General features: G+C 61.5%; 17 protein-coding genes. 7 read left to right on the top strand and 10 right to left on the bottom strand.

What is annotated here, in order from left to right; translation table 11 throughout:
* The 3 genes from HXS66_RS13210 to HXS66_RS13200 all read left to right on the top strand — a co-directional run.
* The coding region (locus HXS66_RS13210; protein WP_176503750.1) for a hypothetical protein at nucleotides 1–258 on the top strand (258 nt) is incomplete at its 5' end.
* 67 nt (nucleotides 259–325) lie between these two features.
* Complete coding sequence (locus tag HXS66_RS13205; protein ID WP_077377126.1) at nucleotides 326–664, top strand: hypothetical protein; 339 nt, start codon at nucleotides 326–328, stop codon at nucleotides 662–664.
* A gap of 77 nt (nucleotides 665–741) precedes the next feature.
* A complete protein-coding gene (locus HXS66_RS13200; protein ID WP_077377123.1) occupies nucleotides 742–1,089 on the top strand; it encodes a hypothetical protein in 348 nt (115 codons plus the stop codon).
* Between the two features lie 485 nt (nucleotides 1,090–1,574).
* On the opposite strand, the gene HXS66_RS13195 is transcribed toward HXS66_RS13200, so the two are convergent.
* The 3 genes from HXS66_RS13195 to HXS66_RS13185 all read right to left on the bottom strand — a co-directional run bounded on the left by HXS66_RS13195 (nucleotide 1,575) and on the right by HXS66_RS13185 (nucleotide 3,857).
* The gene (locus HXS66_RS13195; protein ID WP_077377120.1) at nucleotides 1,575–1,988 is read right to left on the bottom strand and encodes a DUF6691 family protein; all 414 of its coding nucleotides are present in this window, start codon (nucleotides 1,986–1,988) and stop codon (nucleotides 1,575–1,577) included.
* Nucleotides 1,985–2,485, bottom strand: coding sequence for a YeeE/YedE family protein (locus HXS66_RS13190; RefSeq protein ID WP_333781921.1), 501 nt, complete (start codon nucleotides 2,483–2,485; stop codon nucleotides 1,985–1,987). Before HXS66_RS13190 ends, HXS66_RS13195 begins: the two co-directional genes overlap by 4 nt.
* A 469-nt stretch (nucleotides 2,486–2,954) precedes the next feature.
* Nucleotides 2,955–3,857 carry a LysR family transcriptional regulator gene (locus HXS66_RS13185; protein ID WP_176503749.1) on the bottom strand — a complete coding sequence of 301 codons (903 nt, stop codon included), beginning with the start codon at nucleotides 3,855–3,857 and terminating at the stop codon, nucleotides 2,955–2,957.
* A 136-nt stretch (nucleotides 3,858–3,993) separates the two neighbouring features.
* Between HXS66_RS13185 and HXS66_RS13180 the strand changes: the two genes are divergently transcribed.
* Both HXS66_RS13180 and HXS66_RS13175 read left to right on the top strand, forming a co-directional pair.
* The gene (locus tag HXS66_RS13180) at nucleotides 3,994–4,980 is read left to right on the top strand and encodes a zinc-dependent alcohol dehydrogenase family protein (protein ID WP_176503748.1); all 987 of its coding nucleotides are present in this window, start codon (nucleotides 3,994–3,996) and stop codon (nucleotides 4,978–4,980) included.
* A 134-nt stretch (nucleotides 4,981–5,114) separates the two neighbouring features.
* Complete coding sequence (locus tag HXS66_RS13175; protein ID WP_176503747.1) at nucleotides 5,115–5,924, top strand: SDR family NAD(P)-dependent oxidoreductase; 810 nt, start codon at nucleotides 5,115–5,117, stop codon at nucleotides 5,922–5,924.
* A gap of 104 nt (nucleotides 5,925–6,028) precedes the next feature.
* Here the strand turns inward: HXS66_RS13175 and HXS66_RS17380 are convergent, their stop codons facing one another.
* From HXS66_RS17380 to HXS66_RS13155, 5 genes are all read right to left on the bottom strand, one after another.
* Complete coding sequence (locus HXS66_RS17380) at nucleotides 6,029–6,157, bottom strand: putative transporter small subunit (protein ID WP_218015038.1); 129 nt, start codon at nucleotides 6,155–6,157, stop codon at nucleotides 6,029–6,031.
* An 83-nt stretch (nucleotides 6,158–6,240) separates the two neighbouring features.
* Entirely contained in the window at nucleotides 6,241–7,884 is a 1,644-nt protein-coding gene (locus HXS66_RS13170; protein WP_136937978.1) for a sodium:solute symporter family protein, read from the bottom strand.
* 963 nt (nucleotides 7,885–8,847) lie between these two features.
* The gene (locus HXS66_RS13165; RefSeq protein ID WP_176503746.1) at nucleotides 8,848–9,159 is read right to left on the bottom strand and encodes a putative quinol monooxygenase; all 312 of its coding nucleotides are present in this window, start codon (nucleotides 9,157–9,159) and stop codon (nucleotides 8,848–8,850) included.
* Between the two features lie 217 nt (nucleotides 9,160–9,376).
* Nucleotides 9,377–10,867 carry a CoA-acylating methylmalonate-semialdehyde dehydrogenase gene (locus HXS66_RS13160; protein WP_176503745.1) on the bottom strand — a complete coding sequence of 497 codons (1,491 nt, stop codon included), beginning with the start codon at nucleotides 10,865–10,867 and terminating at the stop codon, nucleotides 9,377–9,379.
* Nucleotides 10,868–10,986: 119 nt separating this feature from the next.
* A complete protein-coding gene (locus tag HXS66_RS13155; RefSeq protein ID WP_077377099.1) occupies nucleotides 10,987–12,336 on the bottom strand; it encodes an aspartate aminotransferase family protein in 1,350 nt (449 codons plus the stop codon).
* 150 nt (nucleotides 12,337–12,486) lie between these two features.
* Here HXS66_RS13155 and HXS66_RS13150 point away from each other — a divergent pair, with 150 nt between their 5' ends.
* Nucleotides 12,487–13,473: a LysR family transcriptional regulator gene (locus tag HXS66_RS13150; protein ID WP_176503744.1), complete on the top strand. Its 987-nt coding sequence runs from the start codon at nucleotides 12,487–12,489 to the stop codon at nucleotides 13,471–13,473.
* 75 nt (nucleotides 13,474–13,548) lie between these two features.
* On the opposite strand, the gene HXS66_RS13145 is transcribed toward HXS66_RS13150, so the two are convergent.
* Nucleotides 13,549–14,259, bottom strand: a complete 711-nt coding sequence (locus HXS66_RS13145; protein WP_176503743.1) for an XRE family transcriptional regulator — start codon at nucleotides 14,257–14,259, stop codon at nucleotides 13,549–13,551.
* Between the two features lie 329 nt (nucleotides 14,260–14,588).
* The gene (locus HXS66_RS13140; RefSeq protein ID WP_176503742.1) at nucleotides 14,589–15,734 is read right to left on the bottom strand and encodes an aminomethyltransferase family protein; all 1,146 of its coding nucleotides are present in this window, start codon (nucleotides 15,732–15,734) and stop codon (nucleotides 14,589–14,591) included.
* A gap of 686 nt (nucleotides 15,735–16,420) precedes the next feature.
* On the opposite strand from HXS66_RS13140, the gene glnT reads away from it, so the two are divergent.
* Nucleotides 16,421–17,755: a type III glutamate--ammonia ligase gene (gene glnT / locus HXS66_RS13135; RefSeq protein WP_176503741.1), complete on the top strand. Its 1,335-nt coding sequence runs from the start codon at nucleotides 16,421–16,423 to the stop codon at nucleotides 17,753–17,755.
* Nucleotides 17,756–17,830 lie beyond the last annotated feature (75 nt).

Below are 17,830 nucleotides of genomic sequence, written 5' to 3'. Positions count from 1 at the left end.
GCCGCCCAGCGTGTCCAGCAGTCCGTCAGCCAGGACGTCGTCGTCGGCACCGCCCAGCAGGCCCCGACGGCTCAGGCCACCTTCGCGGAAACCGGCAAGAGCGTCGCGGCAGGTCGTGTCGAGACCGCCCTGACCCAGTCGTCCATTGAAGGGCACGGCAGCGCTACCGCCAGCCGTGAACAGGCCTTCGACAATGACGCTGGCAAGAGTGTCGCCGCTACCCGCGTTCAGCACGCCCTGAGCGACAGCAACGTCTGATTGACCGTCATCCCTGACCTGCATTTCCAGGTCTGATCATCACTTCATCTTCATCGAGGAAATCATCATGAACACTCTCAAGACCCTGATCGCCGCTGCCGCTCTCGCCACCGTCAGCACCGCCACCTTCGCGGCTGATGACAGCCCGGCTGCCCAGCGTGTCCAGCACAACGTCAGTGAAAGTGTCATCCATGGTGCCGCTCAGCAGGCACCGACAGGCCAGGCGACCTTCGCGGAAACCGGCATGAGCACTTCGGCAGGCCGTTTCCAGATTGCCTCCGGTGACGACGAGATCCGTGGCCATGACCGCTCCATCCATCTGCAGGAATTCGATGTCGCCAATGATTCAGGCGATAGCGTTGCCGGCACCCGTGTTCGTCACGCCGTGAGCGACGTCAACGTCTGAGACGCCCGATGTCTGCGTCAGGCGCTTGCAGGCCAGGTGTCTGCACTGACATGACCTTTTTCAATAGGAGAACCCCCATGCAATCTCTCAAGTCTCTATTCGCCATTGCCGCATTGTCCGTTGCCGCCACTGGCGTGGCCTCTGCCAATGACAGCGAAGCCGATGCCCGCGTACGTGCCACCCTCAGTGATCGCGTGATCATGGGTCAGGCACAGCCGGTCACTCAGCAAGCCACACTGCACCATGATGATGTCGTGAAAACCGGCATGAGTGTCGCTGCCAGCCGCGTCCAGACATCCATCAGCAACGCCGGCATCCAGGGCACCACCCGTGCACTGGCAAGCGATTCGGCGGATTACGTCAACGATGCCGGCAAGAGTGTCTCTGCCACACGCGTCGAACATGCCTTGAACGAGAGCGCGTAACCGCTCGCGGCAACGCAATAGTCCCCGACTCTGCAAGACAGCCAAGGACGCCGATATGCCATCGACCTACCTCTGTCAGTTGCTGAATGGACCCACTGACCATCACGTTGTCTCCTGATGGTCAGTGCTCCAGAGAACAACTCGTGAGAGAGAAGAACGCTTGAGCAAGTGTTTTGACCCGAACGCAAGACCGCACTCGTCGTCAATGGCAGAACCCTTGCTCAAACGCTTTCCTGTCCTGAATGTCCTGTCCCGACATTCCCTGCCCGCCATTGGCGGGCTTTTTTTTGGCTTTTCGACGCTTCATGTGGATGTGACTTCATCCAGCACACGAACCACGGGGCTGTTGATCAGCGAGATCATCGCAATGAGGTCCCGTGAGAGAAAGGGCGCCGTGTGGTCGTGGTGACTCGCCTTGCATGAGAAACGCCCGCCATTCGGCGGGCGTTTCTCATGCAAGGATTTTCTCTTGCGTGGCGCTCGGATCAGTGAGCGCGAGTCAGGCGCGTGGCCAGCCACCAGCCCAGTAGCATCGTCAGTAGAAAACCCGCCAATGGCAGACTCATGGCGCTGCTGGAGACGATGGCAGGCCCGGGGCAGTATCCGCTCAGGCCCCAGCCGGTACCGAACAGGGCCGCGCCGAGCAGCAGGCGACCATCGATATCGCGGCGTGTAGGCAGTTGGAATCGCTCACCCAACAGGGGAGTGCTGCGTCGCCAGGCGAGGCGATAACCGATGAAGGTGGTGATGACCGCCCCGCCAAGCACGAAGATCAGCGTGGGGTCCCAGTCTCCGGCCACGTCGAGAAAGCCGACGACACGCGCGGGGTCGGTCATGCCGCTGAGTGTCAGGCCGAGGCTGAAGACCAGCCCGGTAATGAAGCCGGTGACAGCTTTCATGGTGACTCTCCCAGCAGATGTCGGGTCACGAAGACCGTCAGCATGGCGATGGCCACGAACACCCCCGTGGCCACCAGCGAGCGCGGGGAGAGACGCGCGATGCCGCAGACGCCGTGGCCACTGGTGCAGCCGCCGCCGATGCCTGTTCCCAGGCCCACCAGCAGGCCGGCGAACATCATGCTCAGCACCCCGCTGGCGGGATCGCCGATCAGCGCATCCGTGCCCTCGGCCACATTGCCCCAGTCAAGATTGAACAGCACAAGGAGCAGCGGGCCGCTGATCAACCCGAGCACGAAGGCGATACGCCAGCGGCGGTCCGGGCCTGATTCCAGCAGCGCGCCCCGCGTGATGCCACTGATACCGGCGATACGTCCCAGAAAGGCCATCAGCATCACTGCCGAAAGACCGATCAGAACGCCGCCGGCGAGTCCTTTCATGCTGCTCATCATGTCCATGTGGTTCGTCCTCGTGTCGCGGTCATCCTGCGTTGCGACGATGATATGCTCGTGCCTGGCGAGCGCCAACCGTCATCGGCCACCGACTGCTGAGTCTGCTGGTCATGACATCTGCCCATCGGGTGGCCTGAGCGGATCCGGTTGACCCGACAGCCACGGAAAGGCCCGCCTCGAGCATCTCGGGGCGGGCCTTTCCGTGGCTGTTCTACGTGTGGGCAAGGTCAGACCAGCTCGCGGTGCTCCTTGCGAGCGCGACGACTGTCACGCACCACGGCGCCGCAGATCACGGCGAGTACGCCAAGAGCCGCCGGGGCGCTTGTGGCAAGCATCCCGATCAGGTCAGGGACTCGTCGTAATGGCCGACCTTGTCGGTGATGGTGGTGAAGTCAAAGCGCGGCTGGCGGCTGGCGAGACTCCAGGCCGATGCTCAAGCGCTGGAAGATCGCCTGAGTCGCGCCGCTCATCTTATGACGTGCGGGCCCGTCTTCAGCGAAATCTTCGCGCCTTCGGCTCAGGACTGGGGGAGGTCCCAGTAAGGCGGGCTACCGAAGTACTCGGAGAAGTAGTCCAGAAACGCCCGGATCTTGGGGGCCAGTTGTCGGGAGCTTGAATAGATCGCCCAGATACCGGTCTCGTTGACCAGCGGTGTCTCGGGCAGCACTTCCACCAGCTCGCCCCTCGCCAGATGACGATAGAGACTCCAGGTCGAGGAGAGGGTGATGCCCAGGCCCGCGGCGCAGGCATCGCGCACCGCTTCGCCATTGTCGGTCCGTATGCGGCCCTTGATGCGTATCACCTCGACGCGATTCTCGTGCTGGAAACTCCATTGATCCATCCCGATCAGCGTCAGGCATTCATGGTGTTTCAGTTCCGCAGGGCGGGTTGGAGTGCCATGGCGCTGCAGGTATTGCGGAGAAGCACACAGGATACGCTTGTCCGGGGCCAGGCGCCGCGCGATCAGACTCGAATCCTTGAGAGCGGAGTTGCGGATGGCGATGTCGAAGCCGCCTTCCACCAGATCGACGATGGTATCCGTCAGGCGCAGATCCAGCTCGAGGTCCGGGTAGCGTGCCAGAAAGCCGGCCAGCCCGGGGATCAGATGCATGCGTCCGAAGGAGGCCGATGCCGTGATGCGCAAGGTGCCGGTGGGGGTGGTGGTGCCGGCACCGACGGCAGCCCGCGCCGCCTCGGCACTGGCCAGCACCTCTTCTGCGTGGGGGAGAAAGGCGCGACCTTCTTCGCTCAGTGCCACATGACGCGTGGTGCGATGCAACAGGCGTACCCCCAGACTGTCCTCGAGCTTGCGCAGGTGAGAGCTGGCGACGGCGGGCGACAGTCCCAGGTCCTCGCCGGCCTGACTGATGCTGTTCACGGCGGCGAGACGGACGAACAGCTTCAGGTGCTCAAGATTCATGTCATCTCCCCCCGAGGCGATGGTGTTGTGGACTGATATTCAACAAAATATAGAAACTGATTGTATCAACTCGCCGTTTATTGTTCATGCCGAAGATAATTACCATGGCATGAACATTCACGCAGGAGTCAGACTCATGAAAGCGATGCTGGTGACGTCATTCGGTGGTCCCGAAGTGTTCGAAGCGGCGGAAATCGCCAAGCCCCAAGCGGCGGCAGGTCAGGTACTGGTGCGTATCGCCGCCACCAGCATCAATACCGTCGACACCATGATTCGCGAGATGGGCGCAGAGCTTCCGCTGTCTCCGGCACTGCCGGCGCTGCTGGGCATGGACTTCGCCGGTACTGTCGAAGCCGTGGGCGAGGGCGTCGAAGGCTACGCCATAGGGGATGACGTCTATGGCTGTGCTGGTGGCCTGGCCGACCTGCCGGGTACGCTGGCCGAGTACATCGCCGCCGATGTTCGCCTGATCGCCCACAAGCCGAAGTCCCTGAGCATGGTGGAAGCCGCGGCGCTGCCGCTGGTCGGCATCACGGCCTATGAAGGCCTCAAGCGGGCCAACATCCAGGCCGGTCAGAAGGTGCTGGTTCACGGTGGTGCGGGGGGTGTGGGCCACATCGCCATCCAGCTGGCCCGTCACTTCGGTGCCGATGTCGCCTCTACCGTCGGTCGTGATGAGCACGAGACGCTGGTCGATGGCCTGGGGGCCAGTGCCATCAATTACCGCAATGAGCAGGTCGCCGACTATGTGGCCAGGCTCACCGACGGCAAGGGCTTCGACATCGTGTTCGACTCCGTCGGCGGCGCCAACCTGCCGACCTCCTTCGAGGCTGCCGCGCTCAATGGCCATGTCTCGACGACCGTGTCCTTCATGGACATCGATCTGACCACCGCGCACTTCAAGGGCCTGTCACTGCATGTCGTCTTCATGCTGATCCCGATGCTGCATGACTTCCGTCGTCAGGAGCACCACGAGATTCTGGCCGACATGGCGCGTATCGCCGATGCCGGCGCACTCAAGCCGATCATCGATGATCAGGTCTTCCCGCTCGCGGAAGTGGGCCAGGCCCACGCGCGGCTGGGCAGCGGTCAGGCAACCGGCAAGGTCATCGTCGAGGTCTGATACCGTGACCGAAAGCCACATTGGCAGGATCATCCTGACACTGCGCTGGCACAGACAAACGACAGGGTGTGGCCATACGGCACACCCTGTCGTTCGCGTCTCAAGCGTCGTGGGACATATCAAGGAGAGAGCACATGAAAACCATTCTTATCACCGGTTCCACCGATGGCATCGGCCTGGTCACGGCCAAGGCCCTGCTGGAGCGCGGCCATCGCGTGCTGATCCACGGGCGTAGCGAGCAGAAGGTCAATGGTGTCGTCGCCGAACTTGCGGCGCTGGCCGGGGCTGAGCGTGTCGCCGGTTTCGTGGCCGACCTGTCCGACCTGGTCGCCATCGACTCACTGGCAAGCGATGTGCTGGCGGCCAATGCCAGTCTGGATGTCCTGATCAACAATGCCGGTGTCTTCCAGGCACCCAGCGTCGTGACGGCGGACGGTCTCGACCTGCGCTTCGTGGTCAATACCCTTGCCCCCTATCTGCTCACCCAGAAACTGGCGCCGGCACTGCGTCCGGCCGGGCGGGTCGTCAATCTGTCCTCGGCGGCTCAATCCCCCGTGGACCTGAAGGCCCTGACCGGCGAGGTCGCGTTCAACGACCACTACGCGGCCTATGCCCAGAGCAAGCTCGCGATCACCATGTGGACCCGCATGCTCGCCCAGGACTGGGAAGGCCAGGGGCCTATCCTGATCGCGGTCAACCCGGGCTCTCTGCTGGCCAGCAAGATGGTCAAGGAAGGCTTCGGCGTACCGGGCAAGGATCTTGGCATCGGTGCCGATATCCTGGTACGTGCGGCACTGGATGAGGAATTCGCCGGCGCCAATGGTCAGTACTTCGACAATGACGCCCAGCGTTTCGCACCGCCGCACGCCGACGCACTCGATGATGCGCTGTGCCGTCAAGTGGTCGCGACGATGGAGAGAATGCTTGACCGGATTGGCCGCTGAGTGACTCCGACCAGAGGGCAGCGAGCTGGAGTGCCCTGTCTGAAGACGAAACGCCCACCCCGAGAGTCTCGAGGCGGGCGTTTCGGCTTCTGCGCGCGGACCGATCAGACCAGCTCGCGGTGCTCCTTGCGAGCGCGACGGCTGTCACGTACCACGGCGCCGCAGATCACGGCGAGTACGCCAAGGGTCAGCAATGGCCAGATGAGGACATAGGTGGCAAACAGGAATGTCATGGGCGTGTGTCTCCTGAAATGTGCAGTAGGAAAGTCCCCGGCGACGCCAAGGGCCGCCGGGGCGCTTGTGGCAAGCATCCCGATCAGGTCAGGGACTCGTCGTAATGGCCGACCTTGTCGGTGATGGTGGTGAAGTCAAAGCGCGGCTGGCGGCTGGCGAGACTCATGATCACACAGACCAGGGTGCTGGTGCCGTAGGCCGTGAGCGAGGCCAGCAGCACGGTGTAGTCACGCAGTTCGCCTGTCGCGAAGACGACCATGGCCAGCATGGCCAGCACGCCGGCGACCAGTCCGGCGATGCGACCGAGGAAGCCGAAGACCATCAGGCCGATGATGACGCCGCCGCCGATGCTGGCGAGCAGCTCGAAGATCAGCCCACTGATACCCTCCAGCGGCACCCACTCGAAGCGTGCCATGCAGAACACCACCATGGCGACCAGGACGGAACTGGTGAAGGCCAGGTTGGTGATGCGATCCCAGAAGCAGCTGGCGATCACCGGGAAGACGATGGCGCCCCAGAGTGCGCCGACGAAGACCAGCATCACCAGAATATCCAGGGAGAAGCTGGCGAAGACGATCCCCAGCACGGTGGCGATGATCATCGTCAGACGCCCGACCAGCAACATGCGTCGAGGGTCGGCCTTGCCGCGGGCGATGTTCTTGCCGTAGACGTCCGCCATCATGATCGCCGAGAGTGCCGAGAGGTCGGAGTCAGCGGTGGAGGACAGCGAGCCGATCACCAGGATGAAGAACAGGGCGATGAAGAAGGGCGGCAGGTACTCCGACACCATCTGCGGAATCAGGTTGTTCATGTCGCCATTGAGCGGCTCGACCCCGAGGGTCAGCGCCATCAGACCGATCATCCCCAGACCGATCACGATGGCACCGTAGCCGACGGTAGCCGTGATGAAGGTCGGCTTGATGTGATCTTCATTGACCGCGAACAGGCGCTGGGAAATCGTCTGATTGCCGATGGCATACGCCAGCACGGCCACGAAGAAGGGCGCCCCCTGATTGAGGATGGCATCAGTCGAGAAGAAGTCGGCCTGTTGTGGCGTGACATGCTTGAGCCCTTCCACCAGCTCCGAAGGGCCACCCATGGCAAAGAACACGGCCGGAATGATGACGATGGCGATGGCCATCAGTGCCACCAGCTGGGCGAAATCCGTCAATACCGAGGCGCGGAAGCCCGACCAGAGCGTATAGCAGAGCACTCCGACCCCCGCCAGGATGACGCCTGTCTGGAAGGACAGCGGCGACAGCACCGAGACAAGCGCACCGGCGGCCGTGAAGTTGACCATCAGGCTGATGATGCTGCCCAGCACGTTGGAGAAGGCCAGAATCAGCTGGCTGCTCGAACCGTGGCGTGCATGGATCAGCTCGCCCAGCGTATGGGCGTTGGGGGCCAGCTTGCGGAAGCGGCGGCCGAAGGGATAGATGAACAGGATCATCAGCGCGCCCCAGAATCCATAGTGGATCGGGCCTGACACGCCATAGGTATAGCCGGAGGTGGCAGCGGCATAGAAGGAGGCGGCCCAGATCCAGGTGGCGGTCATGCTGGCGGCGCCCATGCCGAAGCCGACACGGTGGTTGGACACCATGAACTCGTCAGCATCTTCCTTTTTCTTGCGAATGGTGAGAGTGATCAGGTAGGTACCGCCATAGAAGGCGATCAGCAGGAGAAGAACGGTAATGGTCGAGAATTGATAGAGAGAGTCGTTGTTCAAGTACGGAGCCTCCAATGGATGACAGAACACCTGTTGACCTGAGCAGCGAGCTGTTCAGGAGTGCGGTGATGAGAGTCATGAAAGGAAGGTTCTGAGCCGTCTTGCCTTGAGATGGTTGTCGTGTCCAAGGCGTCTTCGTCTGGTGAACAGGCAGACCCTGTCACACTTGCGAGCTACGAGGTGTCAGCACTTTCCAGGGAAGAAAGTGCGGGGTGGCGGGCGTCGTGGCATGCACTTGCCCTCATCAGCGTAATGCTGCGTCATGGATTCCCTCTCTTATCGATAATGTCGAGGTTTCGACAGTCTTTCGAAAATACTGGTGATCCAGTGGGTCGCGAGTCCTGGTGCTTTCGGTGAGCGTTAAGATTGAGTTAATGAAGGCTGCATACCTTAGTGTCTGGTTTGCGACATGTCCACCCTTGACAGATTCCAGCAGATCGCTCTCAGGTATTGCCTGAACTCCAGGTCCATAAAGATGGCGTCATGCCCAGAGGTATCTGGCGTTTTATTGAATCTTCATTCAATATAAATCAAGTGTAATTCTTGGTGTTTCAGGACGTCAAAGTCTGTCATTTAATGTCATTGAACTGTGTGAATTCCCCTTCTTTTTCTCGTGATGCCTCTCGGATCTTTGAGGGATTTTCTCTGCCTCATCGTGGGGTTTCATGTTGATGGATATTCAATGATTTCACGCAAGTGATTGTTTAAAAGGTTGTTTGTCTAAAATTGCTCAGCGTTCGGCCAGTTCTCATGAATACTGTGATGACGAGGAGGGCGCGAGAGGAGTACGAAGAGAGGGCGAGAAGAGTGCAAGGAGAGGGCGAGAGGAAAACAAGGAAAAAAGGGAAGGCTGTCTCGACGGTTGTACGCCACCTTGCTGGCCGATGAGTCAAAAAAACCGCCCCCTGAACGGGAGCGGCAAGATGATGTTCTCAGTGCAGAGCACGTCACTGAGGGGCGTCTTCAGCCCGCCGGGCTCAGGATGCGGATATCGCCATCGGCAATCCAGTCACCGGCGTTGTCGCGGAAGCGCTGCATATGTTCGGTCTCACGGTGGGCCTGCAGCGCATCGTGGGATTCCCAGGCTTCTACCACGGTGATGGTGTCGTGGCGTGGGTCGTTGTCCTTGTCGGCGGCGCGCTCGGAGTCCAGGCACGGGTGGTAGGCGTGGCAGCCATCTTCCTCGCGCACGGTGGGCGCGACGGCGCAGAGTTCATTGAAGACATCCTGAACGTGACCTTCCTTGGCGGTAACGGTGGCGATTACCCAGATCATCCTGACTCCTTGTGACGGTGTTGACCGCAGTTGTGGCAGGGATTCTCGTGATGAGATGTCCTGACTATGTGGAGTCGTTTCTGGCCACTGCAAGGGGCGGCGGCTGACTGCCGGCATGATCTCGCGTGATGCGCACACCAAAGCGCCGGACAGCAGGGCTGTCCGGCGCAGTTGTCACCAGGCAATGATCCGTGGATCAGGCCGGGAAGGCGATCGATCAGGACGGGAAGGCGAACTGGGCGCCTTCACGCAGACCAGCGGAAGGCCAGCGCTGGGTGATGGTCTTGCGGCGAGTATAGAAGCGCACCGCGTCCGGGCCGTAGGCGGACAGATCGCCGAACAGCGAGCGCTTCCAGCCACCGAAGCTGTGATAGGCGACCGGCACCGGCAGCGGCACATTGATGCCGACCATGCCGACCTGGATGTGATCACTGAAGTAGCGGGCGGCTTCGCCATCTCGGGTATAGATGCAGGTGCCGTTGCCGTATTCGTGATCATTGATCAGCTGCATGGCGGCTTCCATCGAATCGGCGCGCACGACCAGCAGCACCGGGCCGAAGATCTCTTCCCGATAGCAGGTCATCTCCGGGGTGACGCCATCGATCAGGGTGCCGCCGACGAAGAAGCCGTTCTCGCCGCCTTCGACCTGCGGATTGCGGCCATCGACCACCACCTTTGCGCCTTGCTGCTCGGCGCTATCGATGTAGCCCACCACCTTGGCGCGATGCGCCGCGGTGATCAGCGGGCCGAAATCATTGCCCTTGTCGCTGTAGATACCGACCTTGAGGCCTTCCATCTGCTGCTTCATCTGCGCGATCAGCTTGTCGGCGGCGTCATCGCCCACGGCCACCGCGACGGACAGCGCCATGCAGCGCTCACCGGAGGAGCCGAAGGCGGCGCCATTCAGTGAGTTGGCCACGTATTCCATGTCGGCGTCCGGCATCACGATGGCGTGGTTCTTGGCGCCACCGAGGGCCTGACAGCGCTTGCCGTTGGCGGCGGCGCGGCTGTAGATGTACTCGGCGATCGGCGTGGAGCCCACGAAGCTGACCGCCTGGATGCGCGGGTCATCCAGCAGCGTATCGACGGCTTCCTTGTCGCCATTGACGACATTCATGACGCCGGCCGGCAGGCCAGCCTCCATCAGCAGCTCGGCGATGAACAGCGTGGAGGTCGGGTCGCGCTCGGAGGGCTTGAGGACGAAGGTGTTGCCGCAGGCGATCGCCATCGGGTACATCCACAGCGGCACCATGGCCGGGAAGTTGAACGGCGTGATGCCGGCAACGACGCCCAGTGGCTGGAATTCGCTCCAGGAGTCGATGCCCGGGCCGGTATTGCGGCTGTGCTCACCCTTGAGCAGTTCCGGGGCGCTGCAGGCATATTCGACATTCTCGATGCCGCGCTGGAGTTCCCCCAGCGCATCGTGACAGATCTTGCCGTGTTCCTGGCCGATCAGGCGGGCGATCTCGTCGGCGTGCTCTTCCAGCAGCTGCTTGAAGCGGAACATCACTCGGGCGCGCTTGATCGGCGGCGTGTTGCGCCATTCCGGGAAGGCGGCGGCGGCGGCCGCGATGGCTTCCTCGACGGTCGCCTTGCTGGCCAGGCGCACCTGACCGCCGACCTCACCGGTGGAGGGATTGAAGATGTCCTGGGTACGGCCTTCGCTGTGATCGAGGTTGCCGTTGATGAGGTGACCGAGCGTTTTCATTGTTGTGGGCTCCATGAAATGACTTGCAAGAAAAAGGGCAGTGATGGGGCTGGCGTCGATCGCCAGTCCGAACGTGATTGTCAGTCCTGAACGTGATTGTCAGTCCTAAGCGTCGATCATCAGTCCTGTGCGGCGAAGGCATCGCCCAGGGCATTGATCAGACGATCCAGTTCATCGTGCTCGGTGATGAACGGCAGACCCAGCTGGATGGTGTCGCCGCCGTAACGCACATAGAAGCCGGCCTTCCAGCAATGCATGGCGATCTCGTAGGGACGCCGCGCCGGCTCGCCGGGATAGGCCTCGACCTGCAGAGCACCGGCCAGGCCGTAATTGCGGATGTCACTGATGTAGCGAGTGCCCTTGAGCTCGTGCAGCTTCTTCTCGAAGACCGGGCTCAGTTCACGGACACGGGGGATGAGCTGGTCATTCTCGAGCACGTCGAGGGCCGCCAGCGCCGCGGCACACGCCACCGGGTGACCGGAGTAGGTGTAGCCGTGGGGAATCTCCATCATGTAATCGGCGCCGCCGTTGTCCATGAAGGTCTGGTAGATATCGCCCTTGACGACCACGGCACCCATCGGCACCGCGCCATTGGTAAGCTGCTTGGCGACATTGAGGATGTCCGGTGTGACACCGAATTCCTCGGCGCCGCTCATGGCGCCCATGCGCCCGAAGCCGGTGATGACCTCATCGAAGATCAACAGGATATCGTGCTGGTCACACAGCTCGCGCAGTCGCTTGAGATAGCCCACAGGTGGCGGCAGCACGCCGGCGGAGCCTGCCATCGGCTCGACGATGACGGCCGCGATGTTGGAGGCATCATGCAGCGCGATCAGCTCCAGCAGCTCATCGGCGCGCTCGGCACCGGTCTGGGGCATGCCGGGGGTGAAGACATTTTCCTTGAGCAGGGTATGCGGCAGATGGTCGGCATCGACCCCCTGGCCATAGAGCGTGCGGTTGGCGCCGATGCCGCCGACGCTGAAGCCCCCGAAGTTGACGCCGTGATAACCCTTGCTGCGACCGATCAGCTTGGTCTTGGTCGGCTTGCCTTTCTTGCGCCAGTAGGCGCGAGCGATCTTCAGTGAGGTATCGGCGCTTTCGGAACCTGAGCCGGTGAAGAAGACGTGATCCAGCCCCTCGGGCATCAGTCCCGTGATGCGATGTGCCAGCTCGAAGGCCTTGGGGTGGCCGTACTGGAAGGATGGCGCGTAATCCAGCTCGCGCAGCTGTGCGCTGACCGCTTCGGCGATCTCCGGGCGGCAATGGCCGGCACCGCAGGTCCAGAGACCCGACAGGCCATCGAATATCTGGCGTCCCCGAGAATCCGTGAAGTAGGCACCCTGCGCCTTGGTGATGATGCGTGGGTCCTGCTTGAACTGCCGATTGGCCGTGTAGGGCATCCAGTAGGCGTCAAGTTGTTCCTTGCTCAATCCTGCCTGGGCGGAAGGGGATGTGTCGAAGGCGGTCATGATGTCTCCCGAAGAGTGCTGTTGTTGTTGGATCTCGGCTCCTGTCTGGCTAGATTAGAAAGCCCTTTTGATAAGATAAATGCCGTTGTCTTTATCTTCAGGAAAGCATTTACTTAACTTTCCATGTCGTGGAACTCAGGAGGGCAGACCATGCGCAAGGACGGCATGAGAGGACAGCTTGGCGATGCCGATCTGCGCTTGCTGCGCATCTTTCGCAAGGTGGTGGAATGCGGAGGCTTCTCGGCGGCCGAGATCGAGCTCAACATCAGTCGCTCCGCCATCAGCATGGCGATGAGTGACCTGGAGACGCGGCTGGGCCTCAAGCTCTGCCAGCGGGGTCGCAGTGGTTTCGCGCTCACCAATGAGGGAAGAGACGTCCATGAAGCCGCGATGCAGATGCTGGCAGCGGCGGAAGGCTTTCGCACGCGCATCAACGGACTGCACGCCTGGCTCAAGGGCGAGCTGAACATCGGCATCACCGACAACCTGGTCACCATGCCGGAGATGCACATCACTCACGCCCTGAGCGCGCTCAAGAAGCACGGTCCGGAAGTGAAGATCAACATCCGCATGATCCCGCCCAATGAGATCGAGCGCGCCGTACTGGATGGGCGATTGCATACCGGGGTGATCCCGACGCTCAAGACGCTGCCGGGACTCGAGTATCGCTCGCTCTACGAGGAAACCTCCTGCCTTTACTGCGCGCGGGGCCATGTGCTGTTTCGCGAACCCCGGGAAGGCGACACTCGCGCGCGCGGACGCCCGGTGGGGCAGGAGGAAATACGCCAGCATGATGCCGTGCTGCCTGCCTACGCGCAGACGCCTGCGATCAAGGCGCTGCACGAGCCGCTCAAGGCCGCCGCTTCCGCGACTGACCGCGAGGGCATCGCCTTCCTGGTGCTTTCCGGGCGCTATCTCGGCTATCTGCCCACCCACTATGCCGAGCGCTGGGTGCGCGATGGCCAGATGCAGGCGCTCAGCCCGGTGGCCAACTCCTATGTCACCTATTACAGCGCCATCACGCGTAAGAGCCGCCCACCCAATCTGGTGCTGGAGCGTTATCTGACGGAGCTGGATGCCCTGCGCCAGGCGAAACCGACACGGAAAGCGCCAACTACCCAGGAGGGCCGGTCATGAATCAGCACCAGGGGAAGTGGGCCATCCAGGGGCGGGGAGACTGTCGGGATCATCAGGCGCGGTGAAGCGGATGACCTATTCGTTGTCGTCGTAGTGAATGATCGACAGCAGCTGAATCGGGACCTCGTTCAACTTCTCGGGGCCATGCGGAACGCCGGCATCGAAGGCCAGGCTGTCGCCGGGGCCCATGTCATAGAACTTGTCACCATGACGGTAGGTGAGATGTCCTGACAGCAGATAGATGAATTCATGCCCGGCATGACAGAAGTTGGGGAAGACTTCGCTGGCATCATCCATGGTGATCAGAAAGGGTTCGTAGCGCTTCTTGGGGCCTTGTTTGTAGCTCAACAGTTGATAGGCATGGCCGACTTCCGTGCCGGTGCGTACCACCTGCATGCCTTGCCCGGCCTTGATGTGCTGGGCACCACGCCCATTGACATCGTAATCGCTGAACAGCTTCGAGATCGGCAGACTCAAGGCATTGCACAGCTTGTTTAGGGTATCGAGACTGGTGGATACCTGGGCGTTCTCCACCTTGCTGATCATGCCTTGACTGACACCGGCGATACGCGAGACGTCAGAAATCTTGTAGCCCTGCGAGACGCGCTGCTGCTTGAGCGCGCGTGCGATGTGCTGCTCAAGTCCGAGACGCGTCTCGTCAGCTGCCGCCGTGATGGTGTCTTTCCTCTCTGATTGCGCAGCGGGGTCGGTCGCTGGTTCACGGGGCAGAGTGTCGGAGCTGTCCTGTTCCGACTTCTCGGAGGGAGCGGGGGATTTTCGCGGCATGATGACTCCTGTAGCGGAGAGGGTGGCAATGGGAAGGGGATGGCCGGCGAGGACGCGGCATGCCCTTGTGAGGCATGCGGCGCATCGGCTCGCGAGCGGGGTATGGCGTGACATTACCAACTTTGCCGTCAACCCTCATCCTTGATGTCTGCCAAGGGGGCGGGAGTACCTTTCGAGAGTCCTTCTCAATCACCTGGACTGGGTGTGAGGCAAGAGGCCTCCTCGACGTCACGTCGAGGAGGCCTCTTGCGTCTTGCGTTCGCAATGCGTCCTGCCACTTCACCCGGTTGTCACTGCAGGTCTTGCAGTGCCCGACATGGTGCGTGTGCTCAGCCGCGCGCCAGTCGCTTGGCCTTTTCCGGGTCATCGAAGGGCAGGGAATGGCTGATGGCCGAGAGGCTGGTCTCTCCGTCAGTGCCGGTCTTGAGGGTCAGCGGGGTGCCATGCTCGGCATAGCCGGGTTCGAGACGTGCCAGCGCCATGGAGCGATCGCTCAGGCGCGAGTACATGCCTTGGGTGATGACACCGACACACTTGCCGTCGGCGTAGATCTTGTCACCGATCTGGGCGACGTCTTTCGAGTCCAACAGCACGCCATAGACCTTGACGCGCTCCTTGCCCTGCAGCGCGAAGTGTTCGCTGGCGCCACGGAATTCGGTCTTGCCCGGCGAGACGGTGAAGTCCAGGCCCAGCTCCCACAGGGTGTCGCCCACCGGCTGGTCGGGATACGGGTAGGTTTCGGAATTGTCCGCCGGGTAGAACAGCAGGTGGCTCTCGACCCGCAGCCAGTCAAGGGTGCCAAAGCTGCACGGCTTGATGCCCATGTCGGTGCCATCTTCGAGAATCTGTTCCCACAGAGAGGGAGCGTCCTTGGCCTTGCAGAAGATCTCGTAGCCACGCTCGCCGGTGTAGCCGGTGCGCGAGATCATCACGTGGTAGCCGAACAGCTGGGTCTGCAGATGGTGGAAGTAACGCAGCTCACGGATGCCCGGCACATGACGCTCCAGAAAATCCACCGCGACCGGCCCCTGCAGTGACATGTCATGCATGTCGTCATCGAAGGTCAGGCTGACGGCGCGCCCCAGGGCACTCTTGGCCAGCATTTCATTCGCGGTGCCCGTGCCGTGCACCACGAGGTAGGAGTTCGGCGCCAGACAATAGACGATGCAGTCGTCGACGAACTTGCCGGCCTCATTCAAGACGCTGGCGTACACCGATTTGCCTGGATACAGCTTGGACATGTCCCGCGTGGTGACGTAATCCAGCACGGCCTGGGCGTGCGGGCCATTGCAGTGGATCTTCTTGAGCCCCGAGACATCCATCAGACCGGCGCGGGTGCGGATGGTCTCGTGGTCATCGGCCGTGTCCGAGACGGCGTAATTCCAGGCGGTGCCCATGCCATTCCAGTCTTCAAGCTCCGCGCCCAGCTTGCGGTGTTGTTCGGCCAGTGCCGAGATGCGCCATGAATTCGCCATGCGTCCCTTTCTCCTGTGAGTCGTGCTGCCTAGCGTAAGTGGGTGGTGCCGTAGTCCTGCTGGTGCTGGCGAAGATGGCGCGCAAGACGCGCATTCGCCGCAGGAGGTGTTGTTGTTCTGTTGCCTCTTCAGGCGCCTATTCAGGCGCTTCACAAGGGCTTGTGCCTGCTGCTTGCCTTGCCTGATCGCATGAGTGTCGATTCTTGAAAGGAAAGAAACATTCCTCATGGTTAAGCAAGGGGCTTGCCAATTCCGTCAAAGGCCATGGACACGGCAACCCTTGAGCGGGTCAGGCGCTGATTGGCAGCACGAATTCGGGCGTGAATATCAGCGCTTTGCGTCATGCTGGTGCGAAGAGGGGGCTTTGGGCGCCGAAATGATGCCTATTTCGAGAAACGGGCAGGATTTCACTCAGGATCACCTGACGTTTCCGGTGAGGTAAAACGCCTATGGAAAATAAATTTCCATACAAAACAGGAGGTTGATGAAAAGTTAAGGGCGACAGCTGACGAAATGGCATGCTGCATGCTTTTCTTTGAGGGAAATAAAGTTGACCAGCAGGAATCACAAAAACTCGTTTCATCCGCTATCTTGGCGTGGCGTGTCACCACAAGGGGTCAGGTTTCCCGGGGTGGCAGACAGTGTCGAGGGAGATGGAACCCGGTCCGCTCTCAGAGGAAACCCAGATGTCACCCGAAAAGGCGCAACAGTTCATCAAGGATCACGATATTCGCTACTTGCTGGCGCAGTTCGTGGATATTCATGGCGCTGCCAAGACCAAGTCCGTGCCGGCCAATTGCCTGATGGATGTGGTCGAGAAGGGCGCCGGCTTTGCCGGCTTCGCCGTCAGTGGTCTCGGCATGTCGCCGGAGGGGCCGGACTTCATGGCGCGGGGTGATCTGAGCTCGCTGTGCCTGGTGCCGTGGCAGCCTGGCTATGCGCGCATGGCCTGTGATGGCTACGTCAATGGGCAACCGTTCGCCAACGACAGCCGTGTGGTACTGCTCAAGCAGCTGGAGCGCCTGAAGGAGAAGGGCTGGACACTCAATAGCGGGCTGGAGCCGGAATTCTCGCTGTTCCGCCGCGGGGAAGCGGGTGAGCTGTTGCCGGTGGATGAGAGCGATACCCTCGCCAAGCCCTGCTACGACTACAAGGGTCTGTCGCGTTCGCGTGAATTCCTCGAACGGCTGGTCGAATCGCTGCAGGCGGTGGACTTCGACGTCTATCAGATCGATCACGAGGACGCCAATGGCCAATTCGAGATCAACTACACCTACAGCGATGCGCTGACCTCGGCAGACCGCTTCACCTTCGTGCGCATGGCTGCCGGCGAGATCGCCAATGATCTGGGCATGGTGTGCTCCTTCATGCCCAAGCCGCTGGCGGACCGCCCGGGCAACGGCATGCACTTCCACCTGTCCGTGTGTGATGACACCGGCCGCAACCTGTTCGGCGATGACTCCGATTCCCAGGGCATGGGCCTGTCGCCGCTGGCGTATCACTTCCTCGGCGGTCTGCTGGCGCATGCCCCGGCGCTGTGTGCCTTTGCCGCGCCGACCGTCAATTCCTACAAGCGTCTGGTCGGCGGCGGCAGCACCAGCGGCGCGACCTGGGCGCCGGTCTTCATCGCCTACGGGGACAACAACCGCTCGGCCATGGTGCGTGTGCCCTACGGTCGCCTCGAGTTCCGCCTGCCGGACGCCGGCTGCAACCCCTATCTCGTGCACGCCGCCATCATCGCCGCGGGGCTGGATGGCGTGGCGCGCAAGCTGGATCCGGGCACGCCCCACAACATCAATCTCTACTCGCTGACCCCGAGCGAATGCGCCGAGAAGGGCATCGAGACGCTGCCGCAGAATCTCTCGCTGGCCATCGATGCGCTCGAGGCGGACAGCATTCTGCGCGAGAGCCTGGGCGAGGGGATCTGCGCCGAGTTCATGCGCCTCAAGCGCGAGGAATGGCAGGACTACAACGCCCAGGTCAGTGAGTGGGAAGTCAAACGCTACGCCGAATTCTTCTGATCTCATCCGGCGGCGCTCGCGGATCTCGCGGGTCATGTCAGACGAGGGTCGCCACTGTCACCACCACGCTCAAGA

This window comes from Cobetia sp. 5-11-6-3 (assembly GCF_013374055.1).
Lineage (GTDB): Bacteria > Pseudomonadota > Gammaproteobacteria > Pseudomonadales > Halomonadaceae > Cobetia > Cobetia marina.
The sequence above is the reverse complement of the archived record's forward strand: the minus strand, read 5'-3'. Positions and strand labels throughout refer to the sequence as shown.

Excerpts from the sequence above, each read along its gene's own strand:
- HXS66_RS13195 (WP_077377120.1), bottom strand. The coding sequence starts at position 1,988 with ATGAAAGCTGTCACCGGCTTCATTACCGGGCTGGTCTTCAGCCTCGGC.
- HXS66_RS13205 (WP_077377126.1), top strand. The coding sequence starts at position 326 with ATGAACACTCTCAAGACCCTGATCGCCGCTGCCGCTCTCGCCACCGTC.
- HXS66_RS13150 (WP_176503744.1), top strand. The coding sequence starts at position 12,487 with ATGCGCAAGGACGGCATGAGAGGACAGCTTGGCGATGCCGATCTGCGC.
- HXS66_RS13165 (WP_176503746.1), bottom strand. The coding sequence starts at position 9,159 with ATGATCTGGGTAATCGCCACCGTTACCGCCAAGGAAGGTCACGTTCAG.
- HXS66_RS13140 (WP_176503742.1), bottom strand. The coding sequence starts at position 15,734 with ATGGCGAATTCATGGCGCATCTCGGCACTGGCCGAACAACACCGCAAG.
- HXS66_RS13185 (WP_176503749.1), bottom strand. The coding sequence starts at position 3,857 with ATGAATCTTGAGCACCTGAAGCTGTTCGTCCGTCTCGCCGCCGTGAAC.
- HXS66_RS13160 (WP_176503745.1), bottom strand. The coding sequence starts at position 10,867 with ATGAAAACGCTCGGTCACCTCATCAACGGCAACCTCGATCACAGCGAA.
- HXS66_RS13145 (WP_176503743.1), bottom strand. The coding sequence starts at position 14,259 with ATGCCGCGAAAATCCCCCGCTCCCTCCGAGAAGTCGGAACAGGACAGC.
- HXS66_RS13155 (WP_077377099.1), bottom strand. The coding sequence starts at position 12,336 with ATGACCGCCTTCGACACATCCCCTTCCGCCCAGGCAGGATTGAGCAAG.
- HXS66_RS13180 (WP_176503748.1), top strand. The coding sequence starts at position 3,994 with ATGAAAGCGATGCTGGTGACGTCATTCGGTGGTCCCGAAGTGTTCGAA.
- HXS66_RS13175 (WP_176503747.1), top strand. The coding sequence starts at position 5,115 with ATGAAAACCATTCTTATCACCGGTTCCACCGATGGCATCGGCCTGGTC.
- HXS66_RS13200 (WP_077377123.1), top strand. The coding sequence starts at position 742 with ATGCAATCTCTCAAGTCTCTATTCGCCATTGCCGCATTGTCCGTTGCC.
- HXS66_RS17380 (WP_218015038.1), bottom strand. The coding sequence starts at position 6,157 with ATGACATTCCTGTTTGCCACCTATGTCCTCATCTGGCCATTGCTGACC.
- glnT (WP_176503741.1), top strand. The coding sequence starts at position 16,421 with ATGTCACCCGAAAAGGCGCAACAGTTCATCAAGGATCACGATATTCGC.